Source organism: Streptomyces sp. NPDC016845 (assembly GCF_044332585.1).
Classification (GTDB): domain Bacteria; phylum Actinomycetota; class Actinomycetes; order Streptomycetales; family Streptomycetaceae; genus Streptomyces.
In genome coordinates, this window is sequence record NZ_JBIRPI010000004.1 from 89,444 (window position 1) to 114,090 (window position 24,647).

At 70.4% G+C, this 24,647-nt stretch carries 22 protein-coding genes and 3 pseudogenes; 16 read left to right on the forward strand and 9 right to left on the reverse strand.

The features are described 5' to 3' along the window. Positions 1-33: 33 nt before the first annotated feature. Entirely contained in the window at positions 34-501 is a 468-nt protein-coding gene (locus tag ACH4RC_RS13585) for an Lrp/AsnC family transcriptional regulator (protein ID WP_398199415.1), read from the reverse strand. A 108-nt stretch (positions 502-609) separates the two neighbouring features. On the opposite strand from ACH4RC_RS13585, the gene ACH4RC_RS13590 reads away from it, so the two are divergent. Next, positions 610-1,959, forward strand: a complete 1,350-nt coding sequence (locus ACH4RC_RS13590) for an APC family permease (RefSeq protein WP_398199418.1) — start codon at positions 610-612, stop codon at positions 1,957-1,959. Positions 1,960-2,333: 374 nt separating this feature from the next. Here the strand turns inward: ACH4RC_RS13590 and ACH4RC_RS13595 are convergent, their stop codons facing one another. Then, the gene (locus ACH4RC_RS13595; RefSeq protein ID WP_398199420.1) at positions 2,334-3,182 is read right to left on the reverse strand and encodes a LysR family transcriptional regulator; all 849 of its coding nucleotides are present in this window, start codon (positions 3,180-3,182) and stop codon (positions 2,334-2,336) included. Between the two features lie 144 nt (positions 3,183-3,326). Between ACH4RC_RS13595 and ACH4RC_RS13600 the strand changes: the two genes are divergently transcribed. Beyond that, complete coding sequence (locus ACH4RC_RS13600; protein WP_398199422.1) at positions 3,327-4,064, forward strand: NADPH-dependent F420 reductase; 738 nt, start codon at positions 3,327-3,329, stop codon at positions 4,062-4,064. A gap of 236 nt (positions 4,065-4,300) precedes the next feature. Then, positions 4,301-4,531, forward strand: a pseudogene (locus tag ACH4RC_RS13605) (helix-turn-helix domain-containing protein); the annotation flags it as partial. 202 nt (positions 4,532-4,733) lie between these two features. On the opposite strand, the gene ACH4RC_RS13610 reads toward ACH4RC_RS13605, so the two are convergent. Next, on the reverse strand, positions 4,734-5,075 hold the full coding sequence (locus tag ACH4RC_RS13610; protein WP_398199424.1) for a hypothetical protein: 342 nt from the start codon (positions 5,073-5,075) through the stop codon (positions 4,734-4,736). Positions 5,076-5,406: 331 nt separating this feature from the next. Between ACH4RC_RS13610 and ACH4RC_RS13615 the strand changes: the two genes are divergently transcribed. From ACH4RC_RS13615 to ACH4RC_RS13655, 9 genes are all read left to right on the forward strand, one after another. Beyond that, on the forward strand, positions 5,407-6,375 hold the full coding sequence (locus tag ACH4RC_RS13615; protein WP_398199426.1) for an RICIN domain-containing protein: 969 nt from the start codon (positions 5,407-5,409) through the stop codon (positions 6,373-6,375). 418 nt (positions 6,376-6,793) lie between these two features. Beyond that, positions 6,794-7,672, forward strand: coding sequence for a helix-turn-helix transcriptional regulator (locus tag ACH4RC_RS13620; RefSeq protein ID WP_398199429.1), 879 nt, complete (start codon positions 6,794-6,796; stop codon positions 7,670-7,672). A 96-nt stretch (positions 7,673-7,768) separates the two neighbouring features. Further along, the gene (locus ACH4RC_RS13625) at positions 7,769-8,446 is read left to right on the forward strand and encodes a hypothetical protein (protein ID WP_398199431.1); all 678 of its coding nucleotides are present in this window, start codon (positions 7,769-7,771) and stop codon (positions 8,444-8,446) included. Between the two features lie 978 nt (positions 8,447-9,424). Next, positions 9,425-10,123 (forward strand): type 1 glutamine amidotransferase domain-containing protein, encoded by a 699-nt coding sequence (locus ACH4RC_RS13630; RefSeq protein ID WP_398199434.1) that lies wholly within the window; start codon positions 9,425-9,427, stop codon positions 10,121-10,123. 126 nt (positions 10,124-10,249) lie between these two features. After that, the gene (locus tag ACH4RC_RS13635; RefSeq protein ID WP_398200477.1) at positions 10,250-10,933 is read left to right on the forward strand and encodes a lyase family protein; all 684 of its coding nucleotides are present in this window, start codon (positions 10,250-10,252) and stop codon (positions 10,931-10,933) included. A gap of 180 nt (positions 10,934-11,113) precedes the next feature. Further along, positions 11,114-11,440, forward strand: coding sequence for an ArsR/SmtB family transcription factor (locus tag ACH4RC_RS13640; RefSeq protein WP_398199437.1), 327 nt, complete (start codon positions 11,114-11,116; stop codon positions 11,438-11,440). Between the two features lie 123 nt (positions 11,441-11,563). Further along, a complete protein-coding gene (locus tag ACH4RC_RS13645) occupies positions 11,564-12,577 on the forward strand; it encodes an NADPH:quinone reductase (protein ID WP_398199438.1) in 1,014 nt (337 codons plus the stop codon). A 266-nt stretch (positions 12,578-12,843) separates the two neighbouring features. Further along, positions 12,844-13,008 (forward strand): hydrophobic protein, encoded by a 165-nt coding sequence (locus ACH4RC_RS13650; RefSeq protein ID WP_398199440.1) that lies wholly within the window; start codon positions 12,844-12,846, stop codon positions 13,006-13,008. A gap of 361 nt (positions 13,009-13,369) precedes the next feature. After that, positions 13,370-14,098 (forward strand): DUF5994 family protein, encoded by a 729-nt coding sequence (locus tag ACH4RC_RS13655; RefSeq protein WP_398199442.1) that lies wholly within the window; start codon positions 13,370-13,372, stop codon positions 14,096-14,098. Positions 14,099-14,692: 594 nt separating this feature from the next. Here ACH4RC_RS13655 and ACH4RC_RS13660 read toward each other — a convergent pair. From ACH4RC_RS13660 to ACH4RC_RS13670, 3 genes are all read right to left on the reverse strand, one after another. Continuing rightward, the gene (locus tag ACH4RC_RS13660) at positions 14,693-15,775 is read right to left on the reverse strand and encodes a YihY/virulence factor BrkB family protein (protein ID WP_398199444.1); all 1,083 of its coding nucleotides are present in this window, start codon (positions 15,773-15,775) and stop codon (positions 14,693-14,695) included. A 280-nt stretch (positions 15,776-16,055) separates the two neighbouring features. Beyond that, positions 16,056-16,673: a hypothetical protein gene (locus tag ACH4RC_RS13665; RefSeq protein WP_398199446.1), complete on the reverse strand. Its 618-nt coding sequence runs from the start codon at positions 16,671-16,673 to the stop codon at positions 16,056-16,058. A 650-nt stretch (positions 16,674-17,323) separates the two neighbouring features. Beyond that, positions 17,324-18,754, reverse strand: coding sequence for a carotenoid oxygenase family protein (locus ACH4RC_RS13670; protein WP_398199448.1), 1,431 nt, complete (start codon positions 18,752-18,754; stop codon positions 17,324-17,326). 210 nt (positions 18,755-18,964) lie between these two features. Between ACH4RC_RS13670 and ACH4RC_RS13675 the strand changes: the two genes are divergently transcribed. Then, positions 18,965-19,093 carry a hypothetical protein gene (locus ACH4RC_RS13675; protein ID WP_398199451.1) on the forward strand — a complete coding sequence of 43 codons (129 nt, stop codon included), beginning with the start codon at positions 18,965-18,967 and terminating at the stop codon, positions 19,091-19,093. Positions 19,094-19,097: 4 nt separating this feature from the next. Here ACH4RC_RS13675 and ACH4RC_RS13680 read toward each other — a convergent pair whose 3' ends face one another. Then, positions 19,098-21,140: a hypothetical protein gene (locus ACH4RC_RS13680; RefSeq protein WP_398200544.1), complete on the reverse strand. Its 2,043-nt coding sequence runs from the start codon at positions 21,138-21,140 to the stop codon at positions 19,098-19,100. Between the two features lie 235 nt (positions 21,141-21,375). Between ACH4RC_RS13680 and ACH4RC_RS13685 the strand changes: the two are divergent. Continuing rightward, positions 21,376-21,528: pseudogene (locus ACH4RC_RS13685) on the forward strand (IS5/IS1182 family transposase); the annotation flags it as partial. Between the two features lie 209 nt (positions 21,529-21,737). On the opposite strand, the gene ACH4RC_RS13690 reads toward ACH4RC_RS13685, so the two are convergent. Continuing rightward, the gene (locus tag ACH4RC_RS13690) at positions 21,738-22,193 is read right to left on the reverse strand and encodes a hypothetical protein (RefSeq protein WP_398199453.1); all 456 of its coding nucleotides are present in this window, start codon (positions 22,191-22,193) and stop codon (positions 21,738-21,740) included. Beyond that, entirely contained in the window at positions 22,193-22,567 is a 375-nt protein-coding gene (locus ACH4RC_RS13695; protein WP_398200480.1) for a polymorphic toxin type 17 domain-containing protein, read from the reverse strand. Before ACH4RC_RS13695 ends, ACH4RC_RS13690 begins: the two co-directional genes overlap by 1 nt. On the opposite strand from ACH4RC_RS13695, the pseudogene ACH4RC_RS13700 reads away from it, so the two are divergent. Continuing rightward, a pseudogene (locus ACH4RC_RS13700) lies at positions 22,508-22,861 on the forward strand (esterase); the annotation flags it as partial. The gene ACH4RC_RS13695 and the pseudogene ACH4RC_RS13700 sit on opposite strands and share 60 nt — an antisense overlap. Positions 22,862-22,984: 123 nt before the next feature. After that, positions 22,985-24,265 carry a phospholipase D-like domain-containing protein gene (locus tag ACH4RC_RS13705; protein WP_398199455.1) on the forward strand — a complete coding sequence of 427 codons (1,281 nt, stop codon included), beginning with the start codon at positions 22,985-22,987 and terminating at the stop codon, positions 24,263-24,265. Positions 24,266-24,647: the final 382 nt, after the last annotated feature.

Here is a 24,647-nt window from a genome sequence, read left to right on the forward strand (position 1 = left end):
CCGTCCCTTCGGGGCAGCTGCCCGAGAGGCTGCCTACACGGTGGTGTCGTGCAGAGGGCTGACGACCTGGGTGCTGACGTGCTGGTAGACCACGTTGCTGCGGAAGTTGACGATCTCTCGGCGCTGACTGAAGCGGTCCATGAGGAAGGTGTGCAGCTGGTCGACGTCAGGTACGGCTACGTGAACGAGGAAGTCGTCGCTGCCCGCGATGACGAACACGGAGAGAACCTCGGGCAGTGCACTCACGTATGCCTTGAAGCCTTCGATGACGTCTCTGCTGAGCGGGCGCACCTGGATCGAGAGCAGCGCCTGGACGGGGCGGTTGATGGCCCTCAGGTCGACCGCCGCGTGGAAACCGGTGATGATTCCGCGCTTGCGCAGCGCGCGGGTGCGCTCCAGACAGGTGGACGGGGCGATACCCAGAACGCGAGCCAGTTCCCTGTTGGTGGTCCGTGCATCGCGTTGCAGATGTTCCAGGATCAGCGAATCAAGTTCGTCCATGAGCGCCAGTTTTGCAGATCCGCCGAATTGCCTTCGGCGTCTCACCTGCACCCCGGCCGATCGCTCTACGTTCACCTGCACCAGCCGAACAACGAGTGGAGGCGTGTGATGGAGAGGCGTTCTGGTCTGGGGGTCGGGACAGGTACGGCGCTGTGCATCGGTGCGGTGCTGGGGCCCGGGGCGCTGACGTTGACGTCCACGGCCGCGGCGGTCGCCGGGCCGGGGTCGATCCTGGCATGGCTCGGGCTCCTCGTGATGAGCCTTCCCATTGCCTGGGTGTTCGCCGCGCTGGGTGCCCGGCAGGCCGATGACGGCGGGGTGGCGGCCTTCGCCCGCGCAGCCTTCGGGCCACGACTCGCCGCGCCGGTGGGCTGGTGGTTCTACTGGGCTGTCCCCCTGGGCGTACCTGCCGCGGCCCTCATCGGCGGGGAGTACGTGGCAGTCGCCGCGGGGTGGGGGCGCTCCACCGCGGCCACGGTCGCCCTGCTGGTCCTGGCCACGGCCTACGGCAGCAACCTCGTCGGCCTGCGCCTTTCGGGCCGGATGCAACTGCTCATGGTCGGACTTCTCAGCTCCCTGCTGGTGGTCACCATCGCGGTGACCGGCACGCATGTCCGGCCCGCCCACTTCACTCCCTTCCTGCCTCACGGCTGGACCTCGGTCGGAATCGCGGCGGGCATCCTGTTCTTCGCCTTCGCGGGCTGGGAAGCCATCAGCCACCTCTCGGCGGAGTTCGCCGTGCCCAGCCGTGACCTTCCCCGCGCAACCCTGCTGGCCTGGGGCATCGTCAGCGTCCTCTACCTGGGAATTGCCCTCGTCACCATCGGGGTGCTCGGACCGCGGGCCGGAACCACCACCACCCCTCTTACGCTCCTCCTGGAGGAGGGCTTCGGTGCACCCGCCCGCGCGGTGGCCGCAACCGCTGCACTCCTGCTCACCTTCGGCGCGGTCAACGCCTACCTCGCTGGAGCCGCCCGGCTGGGTGAGGCGCTGGGCCACCAGGGCGCCCTGCCGCTCGGCATCATCACTGGAGCCTCGGGAGCCTCAGCCGTCCCACGGCGCAGCCTTACGGTCGTCACGCTGGCCTCGGCGGTGATCACCGTGACGGCGGCATTCGGGCTCATCGGCCTGGACAGCCTGTTGCGGGCCACCTCTGCCTGCCTGGCCGCCGTCACCCTGGCCGGACTCGCCTCCGCGACGGTCCTGCTACGGGGCCGCACTCTCCTGCGGATCAGCGCCGCTGCCAGCTGTCCTGTCGTGGGCACCGTGCTCATTTTCTGCGGCCCCTACCTGCTGGTGCCCACTGCCCTGGCCGGCGCTGCCACCTGCTTCTACGCCGTCAAGACCTCCGCACGACGCGCGAGGACCCACCAGCTCGTTCAGACCTGTGCGGTCGGATCCGCCGTCGGAACGGCAGGCGGGCGCGCGGGTAAGCCGACGGCTGGAGGGGCTGACTGACTTCTGCTCGCCTTTGAGAACTACCAAGCGCGTCGGTGTGAGGTGTCAGTGGGTGTTCCGCGAGCTTTCGCCGGGGTTCAGTGCCGACGTCCAGGGCGGGGCAGATGTCCTTCGGGCGCAGTCTCCCGCGACACCGGTGTCACGCACCGGCCGGCCGCCGGACCACTCATCCAGTTCTATGGGAACTTCCCGCCCGACGCGCCGCTGAGGTCTCGTGTCTTCCGTGCGGCCCAGAGCCAGATGACCTGCAAGCGCGGGGGTTCTACGCGGGCGGGGGGGGGATGAGAGTGCCGTCGATCACCGGTCGGAAGCGGTGCGGGGTTCCAGCCGGAACAGAGAAGCAGGAAGAAAAAACACTTACCCGAGGCTGAAGTTCAGTCCGCGAACGCGGCCACGTACGACGCCACGCACGGCTCCGGAGTGGCCAGTGAGGTGACGACGTGGCCGTCGACGGTCACCGGCGGGTCGAGCGGCCTCTGGAGCAGCCGCTCGGAGCGGGTCCCGTCGAACTGCTCGGCAGCCATCAGCGTCCAGCCCTCGGGATCCCGGCCCACCTCGAACAATACGTTGAGCATGTCCCCGGCCGGTGGCCGCGGCGGGACCACCGGCAGGGCGGCGAGGATCGCGTCATACATCGCCGGGTCACTTTCCCGGGCGGGAAGCCGCAGACCGTACGGGTCGAGGTCGTACAGGCTGACCACGGGCTTGTCGGCGGCCGGGTGTTCACGCGGGAGCACCGCGTGCAGCGGCTCGGACCAGGCACGCACCACCGTCACCGCCGCGGAGGTGAGTGCGCCCCGCACCAGCGCCAGGTCCAGCTCTCCGTCGCGGACGGCGTCGAGTCGCGCGGCCACCGGCAGGTCGACCAATGTCGGCTCGGCGGGGCGTTCGCCGGCGCTCAGGCGGCCCACCGCCCGGTCGAGCCGTCGGGTGACGCAGGACGCCACACCGATCCGCAGGACGGCCGCCGGTTCTCCGGCAACCACCCGCACCCGGGCCGCCGCAGCGAGGGTCCTACGGGCCGCGGCGAGCACTCGCTCGCCGGCCGGGGTGAGCCGTACCCGGCGCGAGGTGCGGTCGAGCAAGCGCACGCCGAGCTCGCGTTCGAGCCGGGCGATCTGCTGGCTGACCGCCGGCTGCACTATGCCCAGCCGTTGCGCCGCGCGCCCGAAATGCAGCTCCTCGGCTACGGCCACAAAGTACTGCAGCGCTCTCAGTTCCATCTGCCTGATCTATCACATGATGTGATCGCTGCGGAGCGGTTCTGATCATTGTTCGCACAGCTCACTCCGGCTGTGATGGGTACGAGCCCGCCGGGGCGGCCCTGCCCGCCGCCGCGACGCGGGGACACGCGAACGGAGAACAGAGTGAGCACAACAACCCTCGGCGTCATCGGCACCGGCATGGTCGGCCTCGGGGCCGCCCGCCGCGCCGTCGACGCCGGCCTGAACGTCGTCCTGAGCAACTCACGCGGCCCAGAGACGCTGGCCGGTCTCGTCGCGGAGCTGGGCGCGCGGGCCCGCGCGGCCACCCCGGCCGAAGCGGCGAGCGCCGGTGATCTCGTCCTCGCCTCCGTGCCACTGGCCGCCTACGAGAAACTGCCTCGGGCCGAGCTTGCCGGCAAGACCGTGATCGACCCGATGAACTACGCGCCCCACGCCGACTTCGGGATACCGGTACTCGACAGTGACGAGCTGACCTCCAGCGAAATGGTGCAGCGCCACCTCGTGGACGCCCGGGTGGTGAAGGCCTTGCACAACATCGGCCCCAAGCAGTTGCTGGAGCTGTTCCGCCCGACCGGAGCCTCCGACCGTACCGCGCTGCCGCTTTCCGGCGACGACCCGGACGCCAAGAAGGAGGTGGCGGACCTGCTGGACGACCTCGGGTTTGATTCGGTGGACCTCGGTACGCTGGCCGACAGCTGGCGCAGCGAACCCAACAGCCCCCTGTACGCCGTCCCGTATGTGGGGCAGCCGCCGTCCGGCCTCACCGTCAGGGAATTCGTGGCTTGGGTCCAGCAGGCGCCCGGTGTGCCCGTACCCGCCGCCCGGGTCAGCGAACTCGCCGCCGCTGCGGTGCGGGGGCCGGCGGGTTTCCGGATGTAGCGGCGGCTTGGGGTCGGGCTCTGGCGGATCGGGGGCTCTGGCTGGCCGCGGCCCGGACGTCCGACCGTGACCGCTGCCGAGCGCGGGAGTCACGTCAGCGGCGGGGGAAGCCGGCCCAGGCGGAGAGCACGAAGCCGTCGCCGTCATGACGGGCCTCGGCGCCACCGCGCCCCCGCGCCCGGCCCCGGCCCCGGCCCCGGCCAGGAGCTTGTCAGCAGCCCGTTGAGTTCGGTCCGACTGAAGATCGCCGCTTCCAGGCGCAACTGGGCACGACGCCGCCGGCGTGGCAGACAGGGGAACGGCTTGCTCTGGCGTGCCGGCTGATCGAGCGAGGTGAGTCCCGCTTCGAGGTGGTCGCGCGACGCAGCGGGCTTGGCACCGCCGCCAACCTGCGCACGCTGATGCGCCGCGAGACCGGCATCACACCGTCGGCGTACAAACGCCGGTTCGGGCCGGAGGCGAACTGACGCGCGGGCGTCCCCTGCCGACGAAGTACGTGTGCTTCATCGTCTGCTATCTCCAGGGGCGGGCAGGCTGGACGCCACCGGCGCTGCCCGAGAGGCTCCGCCCCTGTCTGAGGAAGGCCGGGCCGTGTGGCCGCCCGCCCGGTGAGACTGACCGGGCGGTACGGGTTTTCCCTCACAGCCCGGTCCGCGTCCCGGTAGCCGGTCAGCCCAGCACGTACACGCTCGCCGCGCGCAGGTCGCTGACCACCGTGTCCGGCGGTACCTCGGTGTATGGGCCGGTGCAGCCGGGCTCGGCGAAGGCCAGGACCGGCACCGTCGTACGGTTGTGGACCTCGATGACGGAGTCGCCGGGTAGACCCTCGTGGCAGCCCGCCCAGGTGTTGTTGTAGACGCTCTCCGCTCCCCAGATCTCGTCCCACACCCGTACCGTGCCCTCGATCTGACTTCCCGGCGGGCCATCGGCGGCGGACGCCGTGGCGGCCAGGCCCAGGGAGAGCGTTCCGGCCGCGGCGAGCGCCACCGCGGCCCTGCTGATGTGTCGCATGTCGTGCTCCTCGTTGCGTGCTGCGGTCGCCGGGCACACCGCCCGGCGGATCACTCAAGGCATGCGCGTGGAGGAGCCCGGAAAGTCGGTACCCGCGCCGGGTTCGTACAAAGTGCAGGAATCTCCGTACGCCGTGGCGGCCTCTCATGCGGAGAGGGTTGTCCGGTCGCGAAACGTTCCCGCCGCCGGGTTCCACCGACCCGCCCCGAAGTCCTCGCAGGGTGCACAGGGCTTCCGTCACCGCCGTAGGACGGCGGCCTCCCCGGGCGACAGGACAGGCAGAGCGGGCGGGCAGCCGCCCGGCCGCCACCGGAACAAAGGACCAGACGAGATGCGACTCAACGACCGTCCCCTCACCGCCGCCCGACCGGCGGTCTCCCCACGGCGCGCGCGGCCCCGCAAATGGCCGGTGTGCGCGCTGATGCTGGCCGCCGTACTGGGCGGCGCGTCGGCCGCCCCCGCCTCCGCCGACCCGGCCGCACCGGCTATCGGGCAGATCACCAACCAGAGCGACGGCAGCCGCCTCGGCCTGTTCCAGGACGTGGCGCAGGTCGGGCGGAAGGCCATCACCCTGCCCGCCGGGAAGTGGACCGGTTTCCGGAACGTCTACTGGACCCTGGAGTCCCGTGGCCCCGGCACGTACGCCATCCGCCTGGCGGGCCCCGACCTCTGCCTGGCGCACCAGCCCGTGGGGGTGACCGTCGGGAAGTGCTCCGCGAACTACCCGGCGCAGAACTGGCTGGTGAAAGCGGCCGGTGACGGCTCGGCGACCATCAGCCCCGCCGACGCCCCGGACCGGATGCTGGCCCGGACGCCCAACGGCAACTGGCAGTACGTGCAACTGCGTTCGGGCGACAGCCCGCCGTCCACCCGGTGGAACGTGCCCGGGGAGATCCGACCGCCGGAGCCGCCCGCCAGCGCGACCGTCACCGGTCTGGCCGCCGACCCGGCTACCACCGGCGGGGACGCCTTCCCCGCCGTGAAGGTGACCAACACCGGGCAGCACGCCCTCGGTCCGCAGACGGTGCGTGTCACCGCGGGACCGGGCCACTCCTTCGCCGAGCCGCACGTGTCGCAGTGGGTGGACGGCAAGGGCATCGTCGACCACCAGTGCACCCCGTCCACCGACCGGCACACGCTGACCTGCGACGGCACCGACCTGGGCTTCGGTCCGGGGCAGGGCGGCAAGGTGTGGGCCCACACGCGCGTCGACGCTCCGGCGGGCTCAACCGTCACGGCCACCTTCGGCCTCGGCGACCCCGCCTTCGCCAGCGGCGACGGCACGGTCGAGGTCCACTGACGGGCGGGCGGCGGGCCCGGCGCGTCCGATGCCCGCCGCCCCGGCACCAGCGTCAGCCCGGCCGTGAGCAGAACCTCACTTCAGGCAGACCTGGCAAGCGACTGCCGGGTCAGCTCCAGCCCGGTCCCACGGGAGGCGCCGGTGCCGAAGCGGACCGGCGGGAGCGATGGTGGCAGGAGTGATGGTGGCAGGAGCGATGGTGGCAGGCATGAGTGTTCCTCCTTCGTAAGTGCTGGACGGGGAGCCGGACCAGGGCTGCTGTTCCGGTCCTGCCTCGAGCGTGAACCGCCGCGGAGTGTCGGCGACAGCGGAGCTCCGTTCGGGGCCATGTCCTGTGTGTCCTGGGTCGCTGGTGACTAGGACTGACGGACCCAGTTTGGGCGGCCATCAGCGCTTTTCGTGCCACAGACTTGTTCCTATGGCTTCCGTCAACCGTGAAATCGCCGATTTCCTCAAGCGCTCCCGCGCCCAGTGCGACCCCGAGCAGGCGGGGCTGCCACCGGACGGACGGGTCCGGCGCGTGCCGGGACTTCGGCGCGAGGAAGTCGCCCTCCTGGCGGGGGTGTCCGCCGATTATTACGCCCGTCTTGAGCAGGGCCGCCCCATCAATCCGTCCCCTGCCGTCGTCGAAGCCATCGGGCACGCCCTGAGACTGGACGAGGCAGGCCTTGCCCACCTCAAGAATCTCGTCGGCATCACCGCCGCCCGTCCTCCGGCACGTACGCCCGGTGTCCAGCGCCTGCGCCCCGGGCTCCACCGGCTCCTTGACTCCCTGGACAGCGCTGTTCCCGCCCTCATCCTGGGACGCCGGTCCACCGTCCTGGGGGCGAACCGGATGGCCAGAGCCCTGTTCGCGGATTTCGACGCCATGCCGGCCACCGAACGCAACTACACCCGCTGGCTCTTCCTCGACCAGGACGCGCGCGACCTGTTCGTCGACTGGGAAGTGCAGGCCCGTGCCGCGGTGGAGAACCTGCGCCTGGACGCGGTCCACGCATCGGAGCGGCAGGCCACGCAGGCGCTCGTTGCCGAGCTGCGGGAACTGAGCGACGACTTCGACCACTGGTGGCAACAGCATCGCGTGCACCAGCGCACGCACGGTTCCAAGCGGCTGAGTCACCCCTTGGTCGGCGAGCTCACGGTCGATTACGAAACTCTCGCACTTCCCGGAGACACCGAGACCACCCTCTTCCTCTACACCGCCGAACCCGAGTCGGCGTCCGCCCAGGCGCTGAGCCTGCTGGCGTCGTGGACCTTGGCGGAACCGTCGACCTCCCCGGACCGGCCGCGTGACTGAGCCCAGTTCGACATCTCGGAACCAACCAGCAAGGAAAGTGATCAATGCAGATACAGACCGAACAGCCCGATACTGTTCGAGAACGGGAGTTCTGGAGTGCAGTTCACGCACCGTCCGCCGCTGTCCGGCAGACTCGCCATAGCGATTCTCTCCGCGGTCGGTATTACCGCAGGTGTACTGATCGGCCAGGAGGGGTTGCGCACCGTGGTGGGCTGCGGCGCGGCCGATGACCCTTACCCGTCCCAGACCGCCGCGGACTGGAAGGCGGGCGCTGATCATGTGGTGGTGGCCTTGCCGACCTCCGAGCGGGACATCAACAGGCAGGACGTCGACAAGGGGTCGGTACGGTACACGGTCGAGCGGACGGTGACGCTCTCGAAGGAGAAGGTGCTGTGGTCCGCTCACACGCCGCGGCATGAGCTGGGGAGCGCGTTCGACATGACCGCCCCCGGCTGGTCGGTGTACCGGAACGGCAAACGGGTCAAGGGCACGGCTGCGGAGGCGCCCCGGCTGGAGACCGGTCACACGTATGTCCTTGCCCTGCGCTGGGACGCCGGCCGGTGGGTCGTCCTCGGAGAGGGCGCCGCGGTGCCGTTCGACGACCAGGTGGCGGGGCGGGGGGAGTGGTGCGGCCAGGTGCTGAGCGAGGACGACTTCGCCAGAGGCGAGCGGTTCGCACAGCGGGACGACCACAGTCTGGAAGAGACCGTGCGGGGGCGGGACGAAGCAGCCATCTCCCGCGAACTCGAAAAGGCCGGCGACAAGAGTCGCTAGCGCCAACGCCGTCACTCTGTTGGTGATCTTGTCGGGACGGTGACTGCCGTCACCGGTGATGGCTGGCTGGTCGGCGGCGGGGTGGCCTCGGTGTGAGGCGGTGGACGGCGTCGAGCGGTTCACCGGGGGTGTCTGAACGGTGAACGGGGCGCTCGCCGCCCCCGGCCCCCACGCCGCCTGACACTCGGCCGAGCGGCGAGTGGCGGACCGGCACTGCCGCCCCACCGCTCGGCGTCCTGACCGGTGCGCGGCAGTCCTTGCGGTCGGTCCGCCCCTCCCCGGACCGTCGCCCGGTTCGTCCGTCTCACGCTGAAGGTGACGGAGGCAGCCACCGCCCGGCACAGCGCTCCGGCGCCGGGCGGGCCGGGTGGCTCCTCTCCCCCGCCCTCGCCCTCGATCCCGCGCACGGATGACCGCGTGCGAGGGCTGTGGGAGGCCCTTCGGTCACGCCCCGTAACACCCCGAGCGCGCTGCCCAGTTGCAGGGCGAACGCGTCCACGACGAACCAGACGGGACTGGTGTGAGCGCCGAGCCCGGCCACTTCGGCGAACGCCACGCCCATGAGCGCGGTGCCGACAGCGATCGTCGTCGACAGCGATCATCGTCCGGGCGCCGAACCGCCCCGTCGCCCGCTGTGAGAGCGGGCACCGACAGCCAGGCCCGCCGACAGCGGAGTGAAGAGCAGTGCACGGTGCACGGGCCTGGCACAGGAAAGCGGCGAGTTCGCGGTTCGAGGCGGCCGCATGGCCACATGGCCAGTGTGGTCCGGTTCGCTGCGGTCATGGCCGTCTCGACAAGGACTGTCAGTCCCAGGCGCGGCGGACCTATGCAGGTCAGGGTCAGTGATGGCCGCCTTGAGGCGGCCGGGGCAGGGAGACAGTGGATGCGGCACCGGATCAGCCGATCCGGTGGCCGGTCCCGCAGATGACCGGCTGATCGCCACAAGCCGCACATGCTCGAGAAGTTGAGGAAGAAGTCATGAGTCGCATCCTGATCGTCATGTCCGCCGCCGCCGTGTGGGAGCGCACCGACGGCTCCCAGTACCCCACGGGCTACTGGGCCGAGGAACTGGCCGCGCCGCACGAGGCGTTCGTGAGCGCCGGACACACCGTCGACTTCGCCTCCCCCGGAGGTGTGCTGCAGCCGCTGGACCAGCACAGCGCCGACCCGGCGCTCGCCGGTGAGGACTGCGCCCGGCACGTGGCCCACGCCCAGAAGGCGCTCAGCGACTTCGGGCCGCTGCTGAAGCTGGACGAGGTCTCGGCCGCCGACTACGACGCCGTGGTGCTGCCGGGCGGGCACGGCCCCGTGGTCGACCTCTTCCAGGACTCGGACCTGGGCCGGCTGCTGGTCGAGACCGACCGCGCCGGGAAGATCGTCGGTGCGGTCTGCCACGGTCCGGCCGCGTTGCTGTCCGCCGTGGACGAGCAGGGCAAGTGGGTCTTCACCGGCCGGCGGATGACCGCGTTCACCGACGAGGAGGAGCAGCTGTTCGGCACCGCGGACAACGCTCCGTGGCTGCTGGCGAGCCGTCTGCGCGAGATGGGCGCCCGGCACGAGCAGGGCGACGCCTACCAGGCGTTCACCGTTCAGGACGGCAACCTCTTCACCGGCCAGAACCCGGCCTCCAGCACCCCGATGGCCGACGCGATCAACGCCGCGCTGGCAGCGGGCTGACCCCTCGCCCCGGGGACACCGACCGCCCGCTGCCCCCGGGGGCACCGGCCGCCCGGCGCCCGGGAGACACCGACCCCTGACCGCCGTCGTACCGTCGGCTACCCCATCCTGGGCCTGGTCCGGCAGATCAGCCGTCGGCTCCCGCCGGGACCCGGCGGCCGGGTGCACTACGGCGCCACCACACAGGACATCATGGACACCGGTCTCGCCCTGCAGATGGTCCGCTCACTGGCGGCTCTCGAACGACGGATCGCCGAACTCGGCGACGTCCTCGCAGACCGTGTCACCGAGCACGCCTCCACCGTGATGGCGGCCCGCACCCACGGCCAGCAGGCCGTACCCACCACGTTCGGCGCGACCTTGGCCACCCTCCTGGCACAGTTCACCCGTCACCGGCAGCGCCTGGCCGAGGCCGCGCCGCGCGTCGGCGTGATCTCCCTGTCCGGAGCCGGCGGCACCGCGGCGGCGTTCGGCCCCCACGCGGCAGCCGTCCGAAGCGGCATGGCCCGGCTGCTCGGTCTGCGCGACACCGCGACGCCCTTGGCATGCGGCCCGCGACGGGGTCGCCGAGTTCGGCTGGCTGTGCTCGTTGCTCACCGCGACATGCGCGCGCCTGGCCCGCAACATCATCGACCTCTCCCGGACCGAGATCGCCGAGGTCTTCGAGCCCTACGGCGATCACCGCGGCGCGTCCCCTGGCGGGTCCTGCCCGAACTCGCCGTCACCGCCGGAACGGCCCTCACCGAGACGACCACCCTCCTGCGCGGACTCCGGGTCGACGCCCGCCGCATGCGCGCCGTAGAGCGGTGAGGGGATGGCGGACGTCGCCTGCCCGAGCATGAGAAGGACGAGGAGGGTCGCATAGCTCCATGGCTGGGGACGCCGCCCCGGGGGAAGTGTCGGCACAAGGACTCCTGGGAAGTATGATGCGTGTCGTACTTCGTGGATGCCAGGGAGAAGTACGATGTACGTCAAACTTGGAGTTGTCTGATGCCGCCCTGGGAGACCCCCTCCGACCAGCTGCCGCCCGTCGCCCCGGTCCAGAAACTGCTGCGCGCACTCGCGGATCCCGTCCGCCTGGAAATGGTCCGCCGACTGGCCGTGGACCCCGCCGCCGAAGCCCCCTGCTCGGACCTCTACGAGGGCCTGAACAAGTCCACGGCGACCCACCACTTCAAGATCCTGGTCGAGGCGGGCGTTTTCCACCCGGTCATGGTCGGGCCTTCGCGCGGGCACCGCCTGCGCCGCAGCGCCCTCCAGAAAGCGGCACCAGGTCTGCTGGACGCGCTGATGGCGGCGATGGCGCGAGAGGGCTGACGGTTCCGGGACCTGACGCGGCAGCACAGCAGGGCCGGTCGAGGGGGTTCAGGGGATCTCCCTGCCCCGAAACATTCTCCCCGGGCGGCGGGCGTCCGGGAATGAACCAAGGATGAGTGAGAGATGAAGTCCGTCGTTCGGACGGCTGCCGGCGGGCCCGAGGTCCTCCGGTTGGTCGAGCGTCCGGTTCCCGAGCCCGGCCCCGGCGAGGTACGGGTCCGTGTGCACGTCTCGGGCGTCAACCCGACCGACTGGCGAAGCCGCCGACGCGCGCTGCCTCCAGGGATGGACGAGCAGGTGCCCCATCAGGACGGCGCGGGGGTGATCGACGCTGTCGGTTCGCAGGTCGATCCGGCACGGCTCGGACAGCGGGTGTGGGTCTGGGAGGCCGCGTGGGAGCGGCCCTGGGGAACGGCACAGCAGTACACACTCGTCCCCGACCGGCACGCCGTCGCGCTGCCGGACCATGCTCCGTTCGAACTCGGCGCCGCCCTGGGCATCCCGGCCCTGACCGCCCATCGCGCACTGACCGTGCACGACGGCGGACCGGAGCAGATCGCGTCCGGCACTCTGCGGGGCGCGACCGTCCTGGTGGCGGGCGGCGCCGGCGCGGTCGGCAACGCGGCCGTTCAACTCGCCCGCTGGGGCGGAGCCCGCGTGATCACCACGGTCAGCAGCCCGGCCAAAGCCGCGCTGGCGTACGCGGCCGGCGCCCACCACGTGGTCGACTACCGCACGCAGGACGCGGCCGCGGAGATCCGCGCCCTCGCTCCCGAGGGCGTCGACATCGTGGTGGAAGTCGCACCGGGCACCAACGCCGCTCTCGATATTGCGGTGACCGCCCCGGGCGCCGTGGTGGCCTACTACTCCGGCGGCGAGGACGAACAGCTCTCCGTCCCGGTGCTCTCCTCGCTGGCGGCGAATCTGCGCTGGCAGAGCGTCTACGTCTACACCGTGCCGCCCGCCGCGAAGCAGCAGGCGGTCACCGACGTCGCCGCTGCCGTGGACGCACGCGCCCTGCGCGTGGGCGAGGACGCCGGAATGCCACTGCACCGCTTCCCGCTGGAGCACATCTCCGACGCCCACACCGCGCTCGAGCGTGGCCTGGTCGGAAAGGTCCTGCTCGACATCCCGTGACCGCGGGAACGCCCACCACCCGGGGCGCCTCACAGGGAAGCCCGACTTGTGTGCGGCCGCGTTCCGGTGTTCCACGAACGTGCTCAGGACGGCGGCGACCTGGCGGGGCCATTGACAAGGGACACCACCGAGCGTTGGCTGACAACACGGCGCAGGGCAATGCCGCCGCCCAGAATTCTCCGGGCGGGACATCCCGCCTTCCCGCTTCGCCCGGACCCCGCGGAACCCAGGGCATTCCGCCGTGATCCGGAGGTCCGGTAATGCTCATGTGGATTCTTCTCCTCCTGCTGATCCTGGTGATTTTCGGGTTCGGCTTCACCATGCAGATCCTGTGGTACGTCGCGGTTGCCCTCCTGGTTCTGTGGCTCGTCGCCTTCGTGATGCGCGGGCGCGGAGGTGGCCGGCGCAGGACCAGCCGCGGCCGCGGCTGACCCGTACAACGCCACCGCCGACGCGGGGAGTTGCCGGTGCGGCACGGCGACCGAACACGGGGGCTCATCAACAGCCGAGCAAAGGACAGTCATGAGCGCAGGACGAACACTCAGGCACAGGGCACAGGCTTTCACGGGCCGGATCACTGAGCGCTTCGGCAGGAGCACCGGCAGCGGGCGGCTGCGCAGGCGAGGCAGGACCGACCGCGTCTCAGGTGATCTGAAGCAGTCCGGCGACAAGGCCAAAGGCGCTTTCAGGCGCTGACCACGAAAGCCCCGGTCGGTGCCCATGTCAGGTGGGCACCGGCCGGTCGGCGGCCGGGCGGCCGTGGCCCAGCGCCTGGGTGGAGCGCGGAGTAGTGTGGACGGCACCGAGGGTATTTCGCACGCCGGCTTCCACGCCGGGTCGTTCTCGGCGAGAGATGAAACCCGGGTCGCCCCAGCGGTGCCCCGGAGACGGGTCCGCATCATGCCGGCGACCTTGCATCCGACCCTGCCGCACTCCGAGCCCGTCGCAGCCCCGGCCGCGCGTCTCGTCCTGAAGGACAACGGAAGTTCCCGCGGACTCCTCGACGGTGCCTGGTGGCCCCGGTCGCGGGACCTGCTGAGCGAACTGCCCGCGCTGACCGCCGCGTTGGACCCCCTGTGGGGCCGCATCACCCGCATCGCCGTCAACCCGGAGCGCTGGCCGGTCATCCCGCGCAGGGTTCCCGTGCACGGCCACATCGTCAAGGTCGGCTGGTTCACTCCGGAGATCGACCCGAACAAGCTGCTGCTGCTCTCGTACGGTACCGGCCGCTGGGATCTGCTGATCATCCCGCCGGAGACAGCGGCGAAGTCGGCGGCCCGGCTGATGGCCGCCGCATCCGAGTACGACGGCCTTCCTCTGACAGCGAGTGCGCTCATCGCCGCGGACGAGGCCCGGCACCGCACCGCCGCGACCAGCGACGAGTCATTGGATCCGGACGAGGAGGCGTGGGAGTACGAAGGAGGTGCGTCCGTGGTGTCCGCCAAGAACCCCGGACGGACCGATCCGCCACGGCGGATCAGTGAGATCGGCCGGATCAGCTGCCTGGACATCGGCATGTGAGGAAGCTCCTCCGAGCACCTCCCTGACGGCCGCTTCCGAGGTCACCCATCACAGCGGCGGCGTAAGGCGATGGTCAGGGGCCGCCCCGACCAGGCCGCCGAGGGTGGCTCGAGCGCCGATCGCCTCGTCGATGAACGCCGTCGAGTCTCAAGTCTCGAGTCTCAAGTGTCGAGTCTCAAGTCGTGGTTGCGGGACGGCAGGTGGGAGGCTGGACGAGCAGGTGTACCGAGGATGGTGCAGGCCGCGTTCGCGACGAGCCCGTCGATCGGGTCTTCTGCCCGCTGTCGAGCAGGGGTGTCACCCGTCATGACGTATGAAGACCGTTCTCCTGAGGCGCGTCTGGCCCGGGCCCGTTCGCGAAGCAGGAGCATGCGCCTGGACACCTTGCGGATGCGGCAGGTCGCACGGAGCATGAGCCGGGACGCAGCCACCATGCGCGCGCGGATCGCCGCCCGCCGTGCGGAGCAGAGGCGTTGACGGGGTACGGCCTGTGGCCGTGCCCCGGGTACCTGTGGAAGCGGGCGCCTCGTGCTCGTACCGCCGACGGCCGGCCCGGCACCCCGGGGTGGGCGAGGCTGTCCGCCGCGAGCGGGTTCAGGTCTGGTCCATACGGCGTTTGTCCTGCTCGTCCCAGGCGCGGGTGTCCCGGGGTTCGGTGTACGGTTCCGCCTCTGCCGGGTGGCCGCCGGCGATGGCCTCCTGACGTGCCGTCTCCGCGTCGACCTCCAGCCCCAGCAGGATGGCGAGGTTGCTGATCCACAGCCAGATGAGGAAGACGATGACGCCCGCCATCGTGCCGTAGGTCTTGTTGTACGTAGCGAAGTTCGCCACGAAGAACGCGAACCCCGCGGAGGCTGCCAGCCAGAGGAACAGCGCGAGGCAGCTGCCGGCGGTGATCCAGCGAAAGCCCCTGACCTTCGCGTTCGGTGTCGACCAGTACAGGATCGCGATCATGAAGACGACCAGGATGACCAGAACGGGCCACTTGGCGATCGCCCACACCGCGAGCGCGCTGTCCCCGATGCCCAGGACCTTGCCGGCCTGACGGGCCAGTCCTCCGGTGAAGACGACGATGAGAGCGCTGGCGGCGGCGAGACCCATGAGGATCACGGTGATGCCGACGCGCAAGGGGAGGACCTTCCAGATGGGGCGGCCTTCGGGCATGTCGTAGACGGCGTTGGCGCTGCGGATGAACGCCGCGACGTAGCCGGAGGCCGACCACAGGGCCAGCAGGAGACCGACGATCGCGAAGACGGACCCGGTGCCGCTGTTGCCCTGCAGTTGCCGCACGGCCTGGGTGATGATGTCCCGGGCCGAGCCGCTGGGTAGTTGCTCCAGCTGGGACAGCAGCTTGTCCGTGGTGGACCTGCCCGTGATGCCCAGGAGGGACACGAGCACGAGCAGGGCCGGGAACAGCGCCAGCACCCCGTAGTACGTCAACGCGGCGGCCCGGTCGACGAGTTCGTCGTCCTGGAATTCGCGCAGGCTGTTCTTCAGGGCGGCGCCCCAGGACTGCCTCGACAGACCCGTCGGCCCCTCGGGCGCCCGCTGTTCCACTTCCTCGTCCGGACCGAACCGGTGAGCATCGGTGTCAGGTGCCGGTCGTCCTTCAGGTGCCGCATCGTCGTGCGTACGGCGTTCGTGATCGTCGCGCCCTGGTTCCGCCGAGTGACCCATCCGCGCCGGGTAGCCGGTTCTGCGGATCCCATGCCCTCTGGCCGTGCAGCGGTGGGAAGCGACGACCGACACAGGCAGTCGTCTCCCGGCTCGGCCCGCTCTCGGGACGTGCGGCCCTCGACAGTGAGGCCGTACCGAGGCGACCTCGTGCGGCTCCGGTCCGCGGGCGCCTTGGCGGCGCCGGAGGAGAGTAGCGGCCTGGCCGTCGTTGCGCAGAGGCTTCCCGGCATACGGTGGTCCGGCCCGACGCGCGCGCCCCCTCGCCTCGACATGGTGCGGATCAGAGGGGCGGGCCGAGTTCGAGAAGGGGTGTGCCGCTCGCCCAGCGGTTCAGCCGGACCCCGTCGACAAGTCGCACCCGTGGCTGGTGGGAGGCCCATTGGACGTCGGCGCGGCTGAATGACCCCCGGTGCACCACGAGTCGGCTGCGGTCTCCGCCAGTCCTGACGGTCGCGTCCGGGGAGCCGGCTCCGGCGACATTCTCCCCGGGAGGGATGTCGATCGAGGCGCGGACCACCACGTCCAGTTCCCTGCCCTCGGCGTCACGAGCGTAGAGCCGCACACCGCCCGCGTCCGAGAGGTCGGTGACCTGCCATCCGTCCCGGCGCAGCATCCGTTCGACCGCCAGGGCCAGGCCACGCCGACTGAGGCGGGAGAGCTCGGTGGGGGTGTAGAGGCCCTGGCGACGGTGGACGAGAGCGCGGCGGCCCGTGAGCCACATGCCGACGAGTGCGGCGAGGAGTGCGACCGCGACCGCCAGCGCGCCGGGGCCGGACCTGCGGAGCACCGTCACGAGAGCGAGCGGCGTGCACAGCAGCGCCAGACCGAGGACGACGAAGGCCGGCAGCACCTCGCGCAGCCCCGGGCCGTAGCGGCCTTGAGCACGTAGCTCGGCCACCGCCTGCTGCCGAGAGCGCCGGGGCCCTGCGGCCCGAAGCCGTCGCGTCCAGCGCTGTGCCGGGTACCCGCCGCGCCAACCCCGCCTCGTCACCGAAGACAACTCCCCCCCACCCACCCTCGCGGCATTCCGATTCCGCGAGGAAGAGACACGCGTCGGCTGTACGGTCACCGGCGGCCGGCGAAGCGGCGGACGAGGACGGCTGACGCCACTCGGTCATCACCTCACCGGACTCGACACGTGATTTTACGGCGGGCGCCACGATCAAGCCGCGTATCGAACATGTTCGAGCAGCGACGCCGAACTCCTCGAAGGTCATCCGGTCGAAGGAGCTTGAACCATGCTGGCCAAGAGCGTCACGTTCGACCGTATCGGCGGGTCCGAAGTCCTGCGGCTGCCATTCCCCGCCCTGACGACCGACACGTACACCGTGTTCGAGATCAGCAGGGCCCCCCGCCCGCCCGGAGCGCGGCGTCTCCTACGTCGACACCGGCCTCGCCACCGGCTCCTTCCCGCTGTCATCGACAGGGTCCTCGGCCTCAAGGGCATCATCGACGCCTACCGCCACATGGCGACGAGAGCACACACCTGTGCAAAATCGTCATCACCGTTCCGCACTGGCCCGATCCATCGGTGCGGCGATGATGGACCTACGCCTCCGGCACCCAGTTCCCGTGGAACCCCACAGGCACCCGTACCGGCAGGTGGACTCGCGCCACAGGCTCACCGCTCAGATCCTGGGCGGCCAGGACGACAAGGTCGGTGGCGCCCCGGTCGGGATCGAAGGCGTACGTCAGCAGCCAGCCGTCGTCCTCGGCCCTCCCGTCCGCCCGCGGTACGAACACGGCCTCGCCGACGTCCCCTCGGGGGTGGAAGCGATGCAGGTCGCTGCGACCGCGCTCCAGGTCGAACTTGACGATGCCGACGCCGACCTGGGTGACCTCGGGCGCGGGCGTCGTCGGCGACAGCAGATGCCGGCGGGCCCGGTCACCGCCGTAGCCGCCCTCCGGTTCGAGAACCCCGTAGCCGTACCGGTGCGCCCCGCTCTCCCGTCGCGGGTCGACCCGCGGGAACTCCACGGCCCGCTCGTCCACCCCGTCTTCGCGTACGGTTCCGGCCGCGAGATCGACGCTCCAGCGCACCAGCCTCGGTGGCGTCTCGTCCGGCCCGTGGCGGTCCGGAGCCGCGAACAGCCGGTCATAGCGCACCAGATGGACGGTGAGCAGCCCGGAGCCGTCCTCGTAGGCGTTCATGGGGTGGAAGACGAAGCACGGCTCGATCTCCAGCCACCGGATGTCCTCGGCCCGCCCCTCGCGCGGCAGCACCCCGAGCCGCGGACGCCGTTCGGGGTCCCACACGTACGGCAGGGCGGACGGCGACGAGGCGGCGGCCGGGTCGAACACCACCGGCAGGTCGTACAGCAGCACGTACGAGGCCGTCAGGGAGAAGTCGTGCATCATCGGCCGCCCCTCGACGGGCACGTCGACCCGCCGCCGCACCCGCCCGTCCGACCCGACGACCAGGTACTGCACGTAGGGGTAGGCCCAGCAGTACGCCACCGCGTGCAGCTCACCGCTGACCGGGTCGACCTTGGTGTGCGCGGCGAAGCCGCCCGGCAGAGTGCCCTGGAAGTCGTACGGGCCGATGGTGGCGAGATCGCCGTCGAGCTCGTACGGCAGGGGTCCGCCCTCGACGGTGGCGAGACAGCGCCCCGCGAAGTTGAGGATGTGCGTGTTGGGCGCGAAGTCCATGTCGAGGTGGCGGGGCCCGTGGACGGGCTTGTCGCCCAGCGCGGCGGCGGTGGCGTCGTTGCGGACCCACCGGTTGCGGTACCACTCGGCCCGCCCGTCCCGCAGCCGCACGCCGTGCACCATGCCGGGCCCGTTGAACCAGTGGTACGCGGCCGGGTCCTCGATGTTCAGCGGGTTGGGCCCGTTGCGCAGGAAGCGCCCGTCGAGCCCTTCGGGAATCCGCCCGCTCACCGCCAGATCCCGAGCGCTGACCTCTTCCCGCACGGGCTCGAACAGTCCCCGCAGGTAAGGGTTGCCGGGCGTCTCCGTACGTCGTCCCTGACCGGCCATGACGGCCTCCTAGGCGGATACGCGTGCTCTTGGGCGTGCTCTGGTCTTCACTTCACCATCCAGCGGAAACCACTGCGGGTCGAGACCTGCAACTCGGCGCGTAGACAGGGCCATTGATGCCCGCCCGTGGCGCAGGTCAGAGGAGAAGGCTCCGCTTTCCGGGCGGTGGAGTGTCCCTCTCCCCCGGTTGGGCCGCCTTCACGGGCGGTGATGGCCTGGGCGGTCTCGGACGTGGTGGTGACCGCCTGCGCCGCCGCACTCCTCGTCGCCGTCACCCAACTCGTCGGGGCGCTGCCCCCGGCCAAGGACGCCGAGTCCGGGGGTCTACGGATTCCGTGACGCGTCACGCGCGGGCGACCCATACGCCGTCATCTGCGAAGCCGACGATGTCCGCCTTCCCGTCGCCGGTGGTGTCCGCCAGGAGGCGGGGGTGCTTGTCGACCCGCCACCCTCCGGCGTCGAACCCGAAGTGCGGCCTGACCAGCCCCGGCGTGTCGAACTGACCGTCGCCGAGCGACCGGGCCATCCACACTCCTTCAGGGCCGAAGCCCACGATGTCGGCCAGACCGCTGTCGCCGGTGGTGTCCGCCAGGAGGCGGGGATGCTTGTCGACCCGCCATCCTCCCGCCACGTAGCCGAACTGGTCGATGACGAACGCGGGGTCCGTGAAGGTCCCGTCGCCTTTGGACAGCGCGGTCCACACACCCTGCTCACCGAAGCCGACGATGTCCGCCATCGGGTCGCGGGTGATGGTCGCCATGAAGCGGGGGTGCCTGTCCACCCGCCACCCGGACTCGTAGCCGAGGTCGGCGATCACGAACCTCGGCTCCGTGAACGTCCCGTCACCTTTGGACAGCGCGGTCCACACACCCTGCTCACCGAAGCCGACGATGTCCGCGGCGCCGTCGCCGGTGATGTCCGCCATGAAGCGCGGATGTTTGTCGACCCGCCACCCGGACTCGTAGCCGAAGTCGGCGATCACGAACGTCGGCTCCATGAACGTCCCGTCACCGATGGCCAGGGCGGTCCACACACCGTGCTCACCGAAGCCGACGATGTCGTCACCGCTCTTGCTGGTGACATCCGCCAGGAAGCGCGGGTGTTTGTCCACTCGCCAGCCGGATGTGTAGCCGAGGTCGGCCACGACGCGTCGGGGTGCCCCGAAGCGCCCGCCGGCCTGTCCGAGTGACAGATACACGCCGTCGTCGGCGAAGCCGAAAATTCCCGGCCGCCTGTTGGGCGTCACGCGCGCCAGTGTCCGCGGGTGCCGGTCGGTCCGGTAGCCCCCCTTCTCGTAGCCGAAGTCGCGCAGCACCAACTGCGGGGCCCAGCCGAGGTGGCCGGGGGTGTACTGACACAGCACAAGCGCGTTGGACTTCATGAGGCAGTCCACTCCGGTGAGGCCCGCGCAGCTCTCGCAGTTGCCGTTGACGAGGCCGTAGCGCCCGTGGGAACCACCGCAGTCACAGGGAGGAATCGCCGACGTGTACTCGTCGGGGCAGCCGAAGACGTGCCCGGTCTCGTGGGCGAAGACGGTGGCGATGTTGTCCGGCCCGTAGACGCCGTTGTCGTAGTCCATCACCACGTGGGTGCGCTCGCCCCTCGCGTAGGCGAAGTTGGCGATCGGGTACCTGGCGAAGAAGACACAGTACGTCCAGCGGGTACTGAAGCGTTGGCGAAGGGCCTCGATGTAGGAGCGGACCCCGTCCACGCCGGCCCCGTGGCCGAGCTCCGCCAACGTCGGATCGCGCCAGACGGCCTCCAACTGCTCGGCACGCACGGTCGGGTCCGGGTCCCTCCCCGCGTCGGGGTCGGGGAGCACGGTCAGTGACACGTTCTGGATGTCGTAGACGAAGCCGATGCCCGCCACCGGGTTGGCCGTGGGGAAGAAGGCCAGGCCGTCCTGCACTTCGGCCACTGCCTTGACCATTTCTTCCGCGGTGAACTGCAGATCGGCCGTCGGCCCCTGCACGAAGACGATGCCGACCGCGACGCTGCCCTCCAGGTACTCGCTGTTCGTCGACTGCGGCTGGGCAACCGTGCCCAGCTCAGCGGAGCCCGACCGCGGGGCCCCCGCTATGGTGCAGCCCGGCATGTCCCAGGTCTCGCCCGCTCGTGGCCGCTTCTCCTTGGCCACACGGTACGCGTCGGACTCCCGCAGCCGCAGCGCTGCCAGCCCCAGCGCCTCGGCCTCGGTCAGACCGTCCTTCTCGCCGGGCTCCAGCCCTCCCGGACCGAGGGCGGGCCCTTCGGGAACGGCCACGATGCTGACCCGCCCGTAACGGTGCAGCGTGTACCCGCCTCCGGGCCATGACGGGGCCACGCTCCCCTGCGCGACATCCGGACCCAGTACCGCACACTCGGTGACATCGAGGATTCCAGCCATTGCCCTCACCCATTCCACGTCGGCGGCCGAAAACCAGGACGTCCCTGCCTCACCCGGCCCCGAAGTTCCCGGCGCGCCGGCCATCCGCCACGGCCGGACTCCTGCGCGGACCACGCGCTCGCCCCGTTCGCGCACCGCAGACGCCCCTCGGCGCAAGCCTCCCGCGCTCCGGTCCTCACGCTTCCCCCGCCACCGCGAGGCGTCAATACGCGCAGCCGCCGCCCGACCAGGGCCACCTGGCGTACTCGCCTCGACCAAGGAGGCACTGCCTCAGCACCAGCCCGCCGCCTTGCCGCTCGACGGAACACCTGCCGAGTGCGACCGCGTCGGTGACGGCCGGGCCGGCTTCTCCCGAAAGCACCGCCGCCTCGGCGTGAACGTGCGGGTAGCGGGCCTGCGGGCAGCGGCTGGCTGCCGGTGCTGGTCTCCTCCGTCATCAAGCACGGCAGCGGAGGCGACCCCCTGCTGATCCGGACCACCGTCTTCGACGTTTCCGACCGGCGCGCCGACCGCGGATGGCCCCTCAGCGGACCGATCACACACCTCACCCAAACACACAGGCGGCCCCGGGAATTTGTACTCCCGGGGCCGCCTCGCCTACAGATCCTCGTCGTCGTCGTAATCCATGACGCCGCCTTCTGGGTTCAGCGGGTCATATCCCAAGGCGGCGAAGAGCACAAAGACGCCGTGAGGACCATAACCAGGCTGCGGGCCGGGGGGCGCTTCAGCCCTCGCCTCCAGGCCTTCACCCTCGTTGAATCGCAAGCGGAGTTCCGGCGCTTCCAGCTCGGCGAGTACCTCTCGCAGCAACTGCTCGAACTCCTCTGGCGCCGAGGCCTTTCCGGGCAGCCGGCGCGCCACCATCAGCGCGCCCATGAAACCGTGGCGCAGACCGCTGGGGTCCGCTTCCGTGAACTCCACTCCTATGGGCCGCAGGCGGGACACCAGCGGGAGCCATGCTTGTAGCGCCTCGTCGGCAGCGTGCACGTCTTCTCGGTTCATGCTGATCCGAAAGACGACCTCGTCGTCCGCGATGAGTCGAATAAAGTCCATCAGTGCGTTACGTGCCCGTCGTTCGAAATGTTGGCGTGTGAATAGTCCTTGCCTTGGTTCTTGCTACCGGCGAAGATCTCGAAGTTCTTCCCCTTGGGGATCTGGACGTCCCACTCGTCCTTTCCGTCCTTGGCCCGCGTCCAGATGTTCCCGTACCGGTCCTTGTAGCCGCCTCCCCGCTCCTGGGGCCGCTTGGGATCCCACTTCTTGGGCGGCACGAACGGGACCGGGCCGTCCGTAGGCAGCCTCTTCGACTTGGCCAGGTTGCTCCACGCGCCCTTACCGTCGACTACAACCAGGACGGCTACAGCGACCTGGTCGTCACGACCCCCGGCGAAGACCTCGGCACCGAAACCGCCTCCGGCGCCATCCACGTCTTCGGCATGATCGGCGCGGCCGGCGACAACGACCTGTGGATCGAGGCCGGCGACGGCGACGGCATCCCCGGCACCCCCAAGGCCAACCACCGCCTCGGCGAAAGCATCCACTTCACCGGCACCCGCCTCTACGCCGGCATGCCCTACGGCCCCGCCGCCTACGGCACCCTGCACGCCCTGCCGATCAGCAACGTCATCCCCGGCGGCACCAGCGGAACAGTGACCACCTACCAGCCCGGCACCAACGGCCTGCCCGCCACCGGCACCACCTTCGGCACCGCCGCACGCTAAGCACGCACGGCCGGTCGGCCACCACACACCGGCCGCCGACCGGCCGGCCAGGGACTCCCGGAATACTTCCGGGAGTCCCTGGCTCTCGTCTGCCTCCCAACCCATCCCCACCGAGGAGCCCGCATGTCCCGCGCCCCACACCGACTCGTCCGCCCTGTGTCCCTCGCCGCGACAGCGCTGCTGCTCGCTTTGTCCGTACTGCTCGGCGGCACCGCCACCGCGGCACCGGCGGCCACCGCCTCGACCGGCTGGGTCTTCAACCAGCCCGACGGGACCGTCGCGGAACAACAGGCGATCCGGCTGCGCATCCTCGACCTGATCGCGGGCACCGCGCCGGGCTCGGCCATCAAGGTCACCGTCTACCAGTTCTGGGACGCCGAAGTGGCGCGCGCCCTGGCCGCCGCGCACACCGAACGACAGGTCGATGTGCAGGTCGTGCTGGACGAGGGCAGCGTCAGCAGCAGGCCCGAGTCCACCACGTACAGCATCCTCGCCGCGGCCCTGGGCACCGACCGCAAACAGCCCTCGTTCGTCGGCATGTGCCCGAAGAACAAGTCCTGCCTCGGCGATCCCGCCCTCGGCGACTCCATCAACCACAACAAGTTCTGGCTCTTCTCCGACACCGCCGGTCTCGAGGACGTGGTGGTGCAGTCCTCATCGAACTTCAGCACCGGCAGCTGGACCAAGATGTACAACGACGCCTACGTCATCGCCGAACCGGGCCTGCACGCCTCCTACAGCGCCTACTTCGCCAAGCTCGCCGGCATGGACTGGGACTCATGGGCCTACTCCACCCAGCCGACCTCCGGTCCGTACAAGCCGTACTTCTTCCCGCGGGCCGGCACCACGGCGAGCACCGACACCGTGGTCGGCATCCTCGACAACATCAGTGGCTGCAGTTACACCGACGCCGACGGCGTCCGGCGCACCACCGAGATCCGCCTGGGCATGTTCCTGTTCACCCGTACCGCTGTCGCCACAAAGCTCGCCGAGCTGCGCGACCAGGGCTGCGGCGTGTCGATCGTCTACTCCTCGATGGGTACCACCGCCTGGAAGACGGTGCACTACAGCGGCGGCCCCGCCATCCGCTGCGAGAACCACGAGGACGACAGCGACCCGACGAACAGTCGCCGTCTCATCCACTCCAAGTTCCTGCTGATCGACGGCAACTACCTGAACAAGCCGGACAAGCTGGTATGGACGGGCAGCCACAACTACAGCAACCCCGCCCTCCGCCAGAACGACGAAGCGCTGCTGAAGATCGACGACGACGCGGCGCACGACGCGTACGCCGCCCGCTTCGCCGCCGTCTTCGGCGCCGCGCGGCCCGGCACGGCCGACGCCACCGCCGAGTGCAAGGGTTCCGTCGCCACCCGCGAGCAGGGCACCCTGACCACCCGCTGACCGAACCGCTCACGCGCCGTCAGACACCGTCCGTGCCCGGGCAGACCCGTACCGCACGCCCTGGCCCGCGCCGCAGCTGTCTGGTCACGGGGGCCGTGGCGCTGACCTGGGCGATCGGAGCGAGTGACGCCCGGGCCGCCGGCAGCGCCCCGCCAGGTTCCGCCCCGGCCGGTGTCGCGGCCGGTGCCGCCCGTGGTCGAGCGCGGCTCGCCGTACGGACTGCAGAGTGGCGGTCTCCTGGACACACCCGGCGGACGCTCGCTCGCCGCCGGTGACCTCGACAGTGACAGCCGCGTCGGCCTGGCCGCGCGACCGTTGGCAGCGTGCCCGCACGACAGGGCAACGCCTTCCGCGGCTCGTTGATGCCGCCGGACACCGGTCG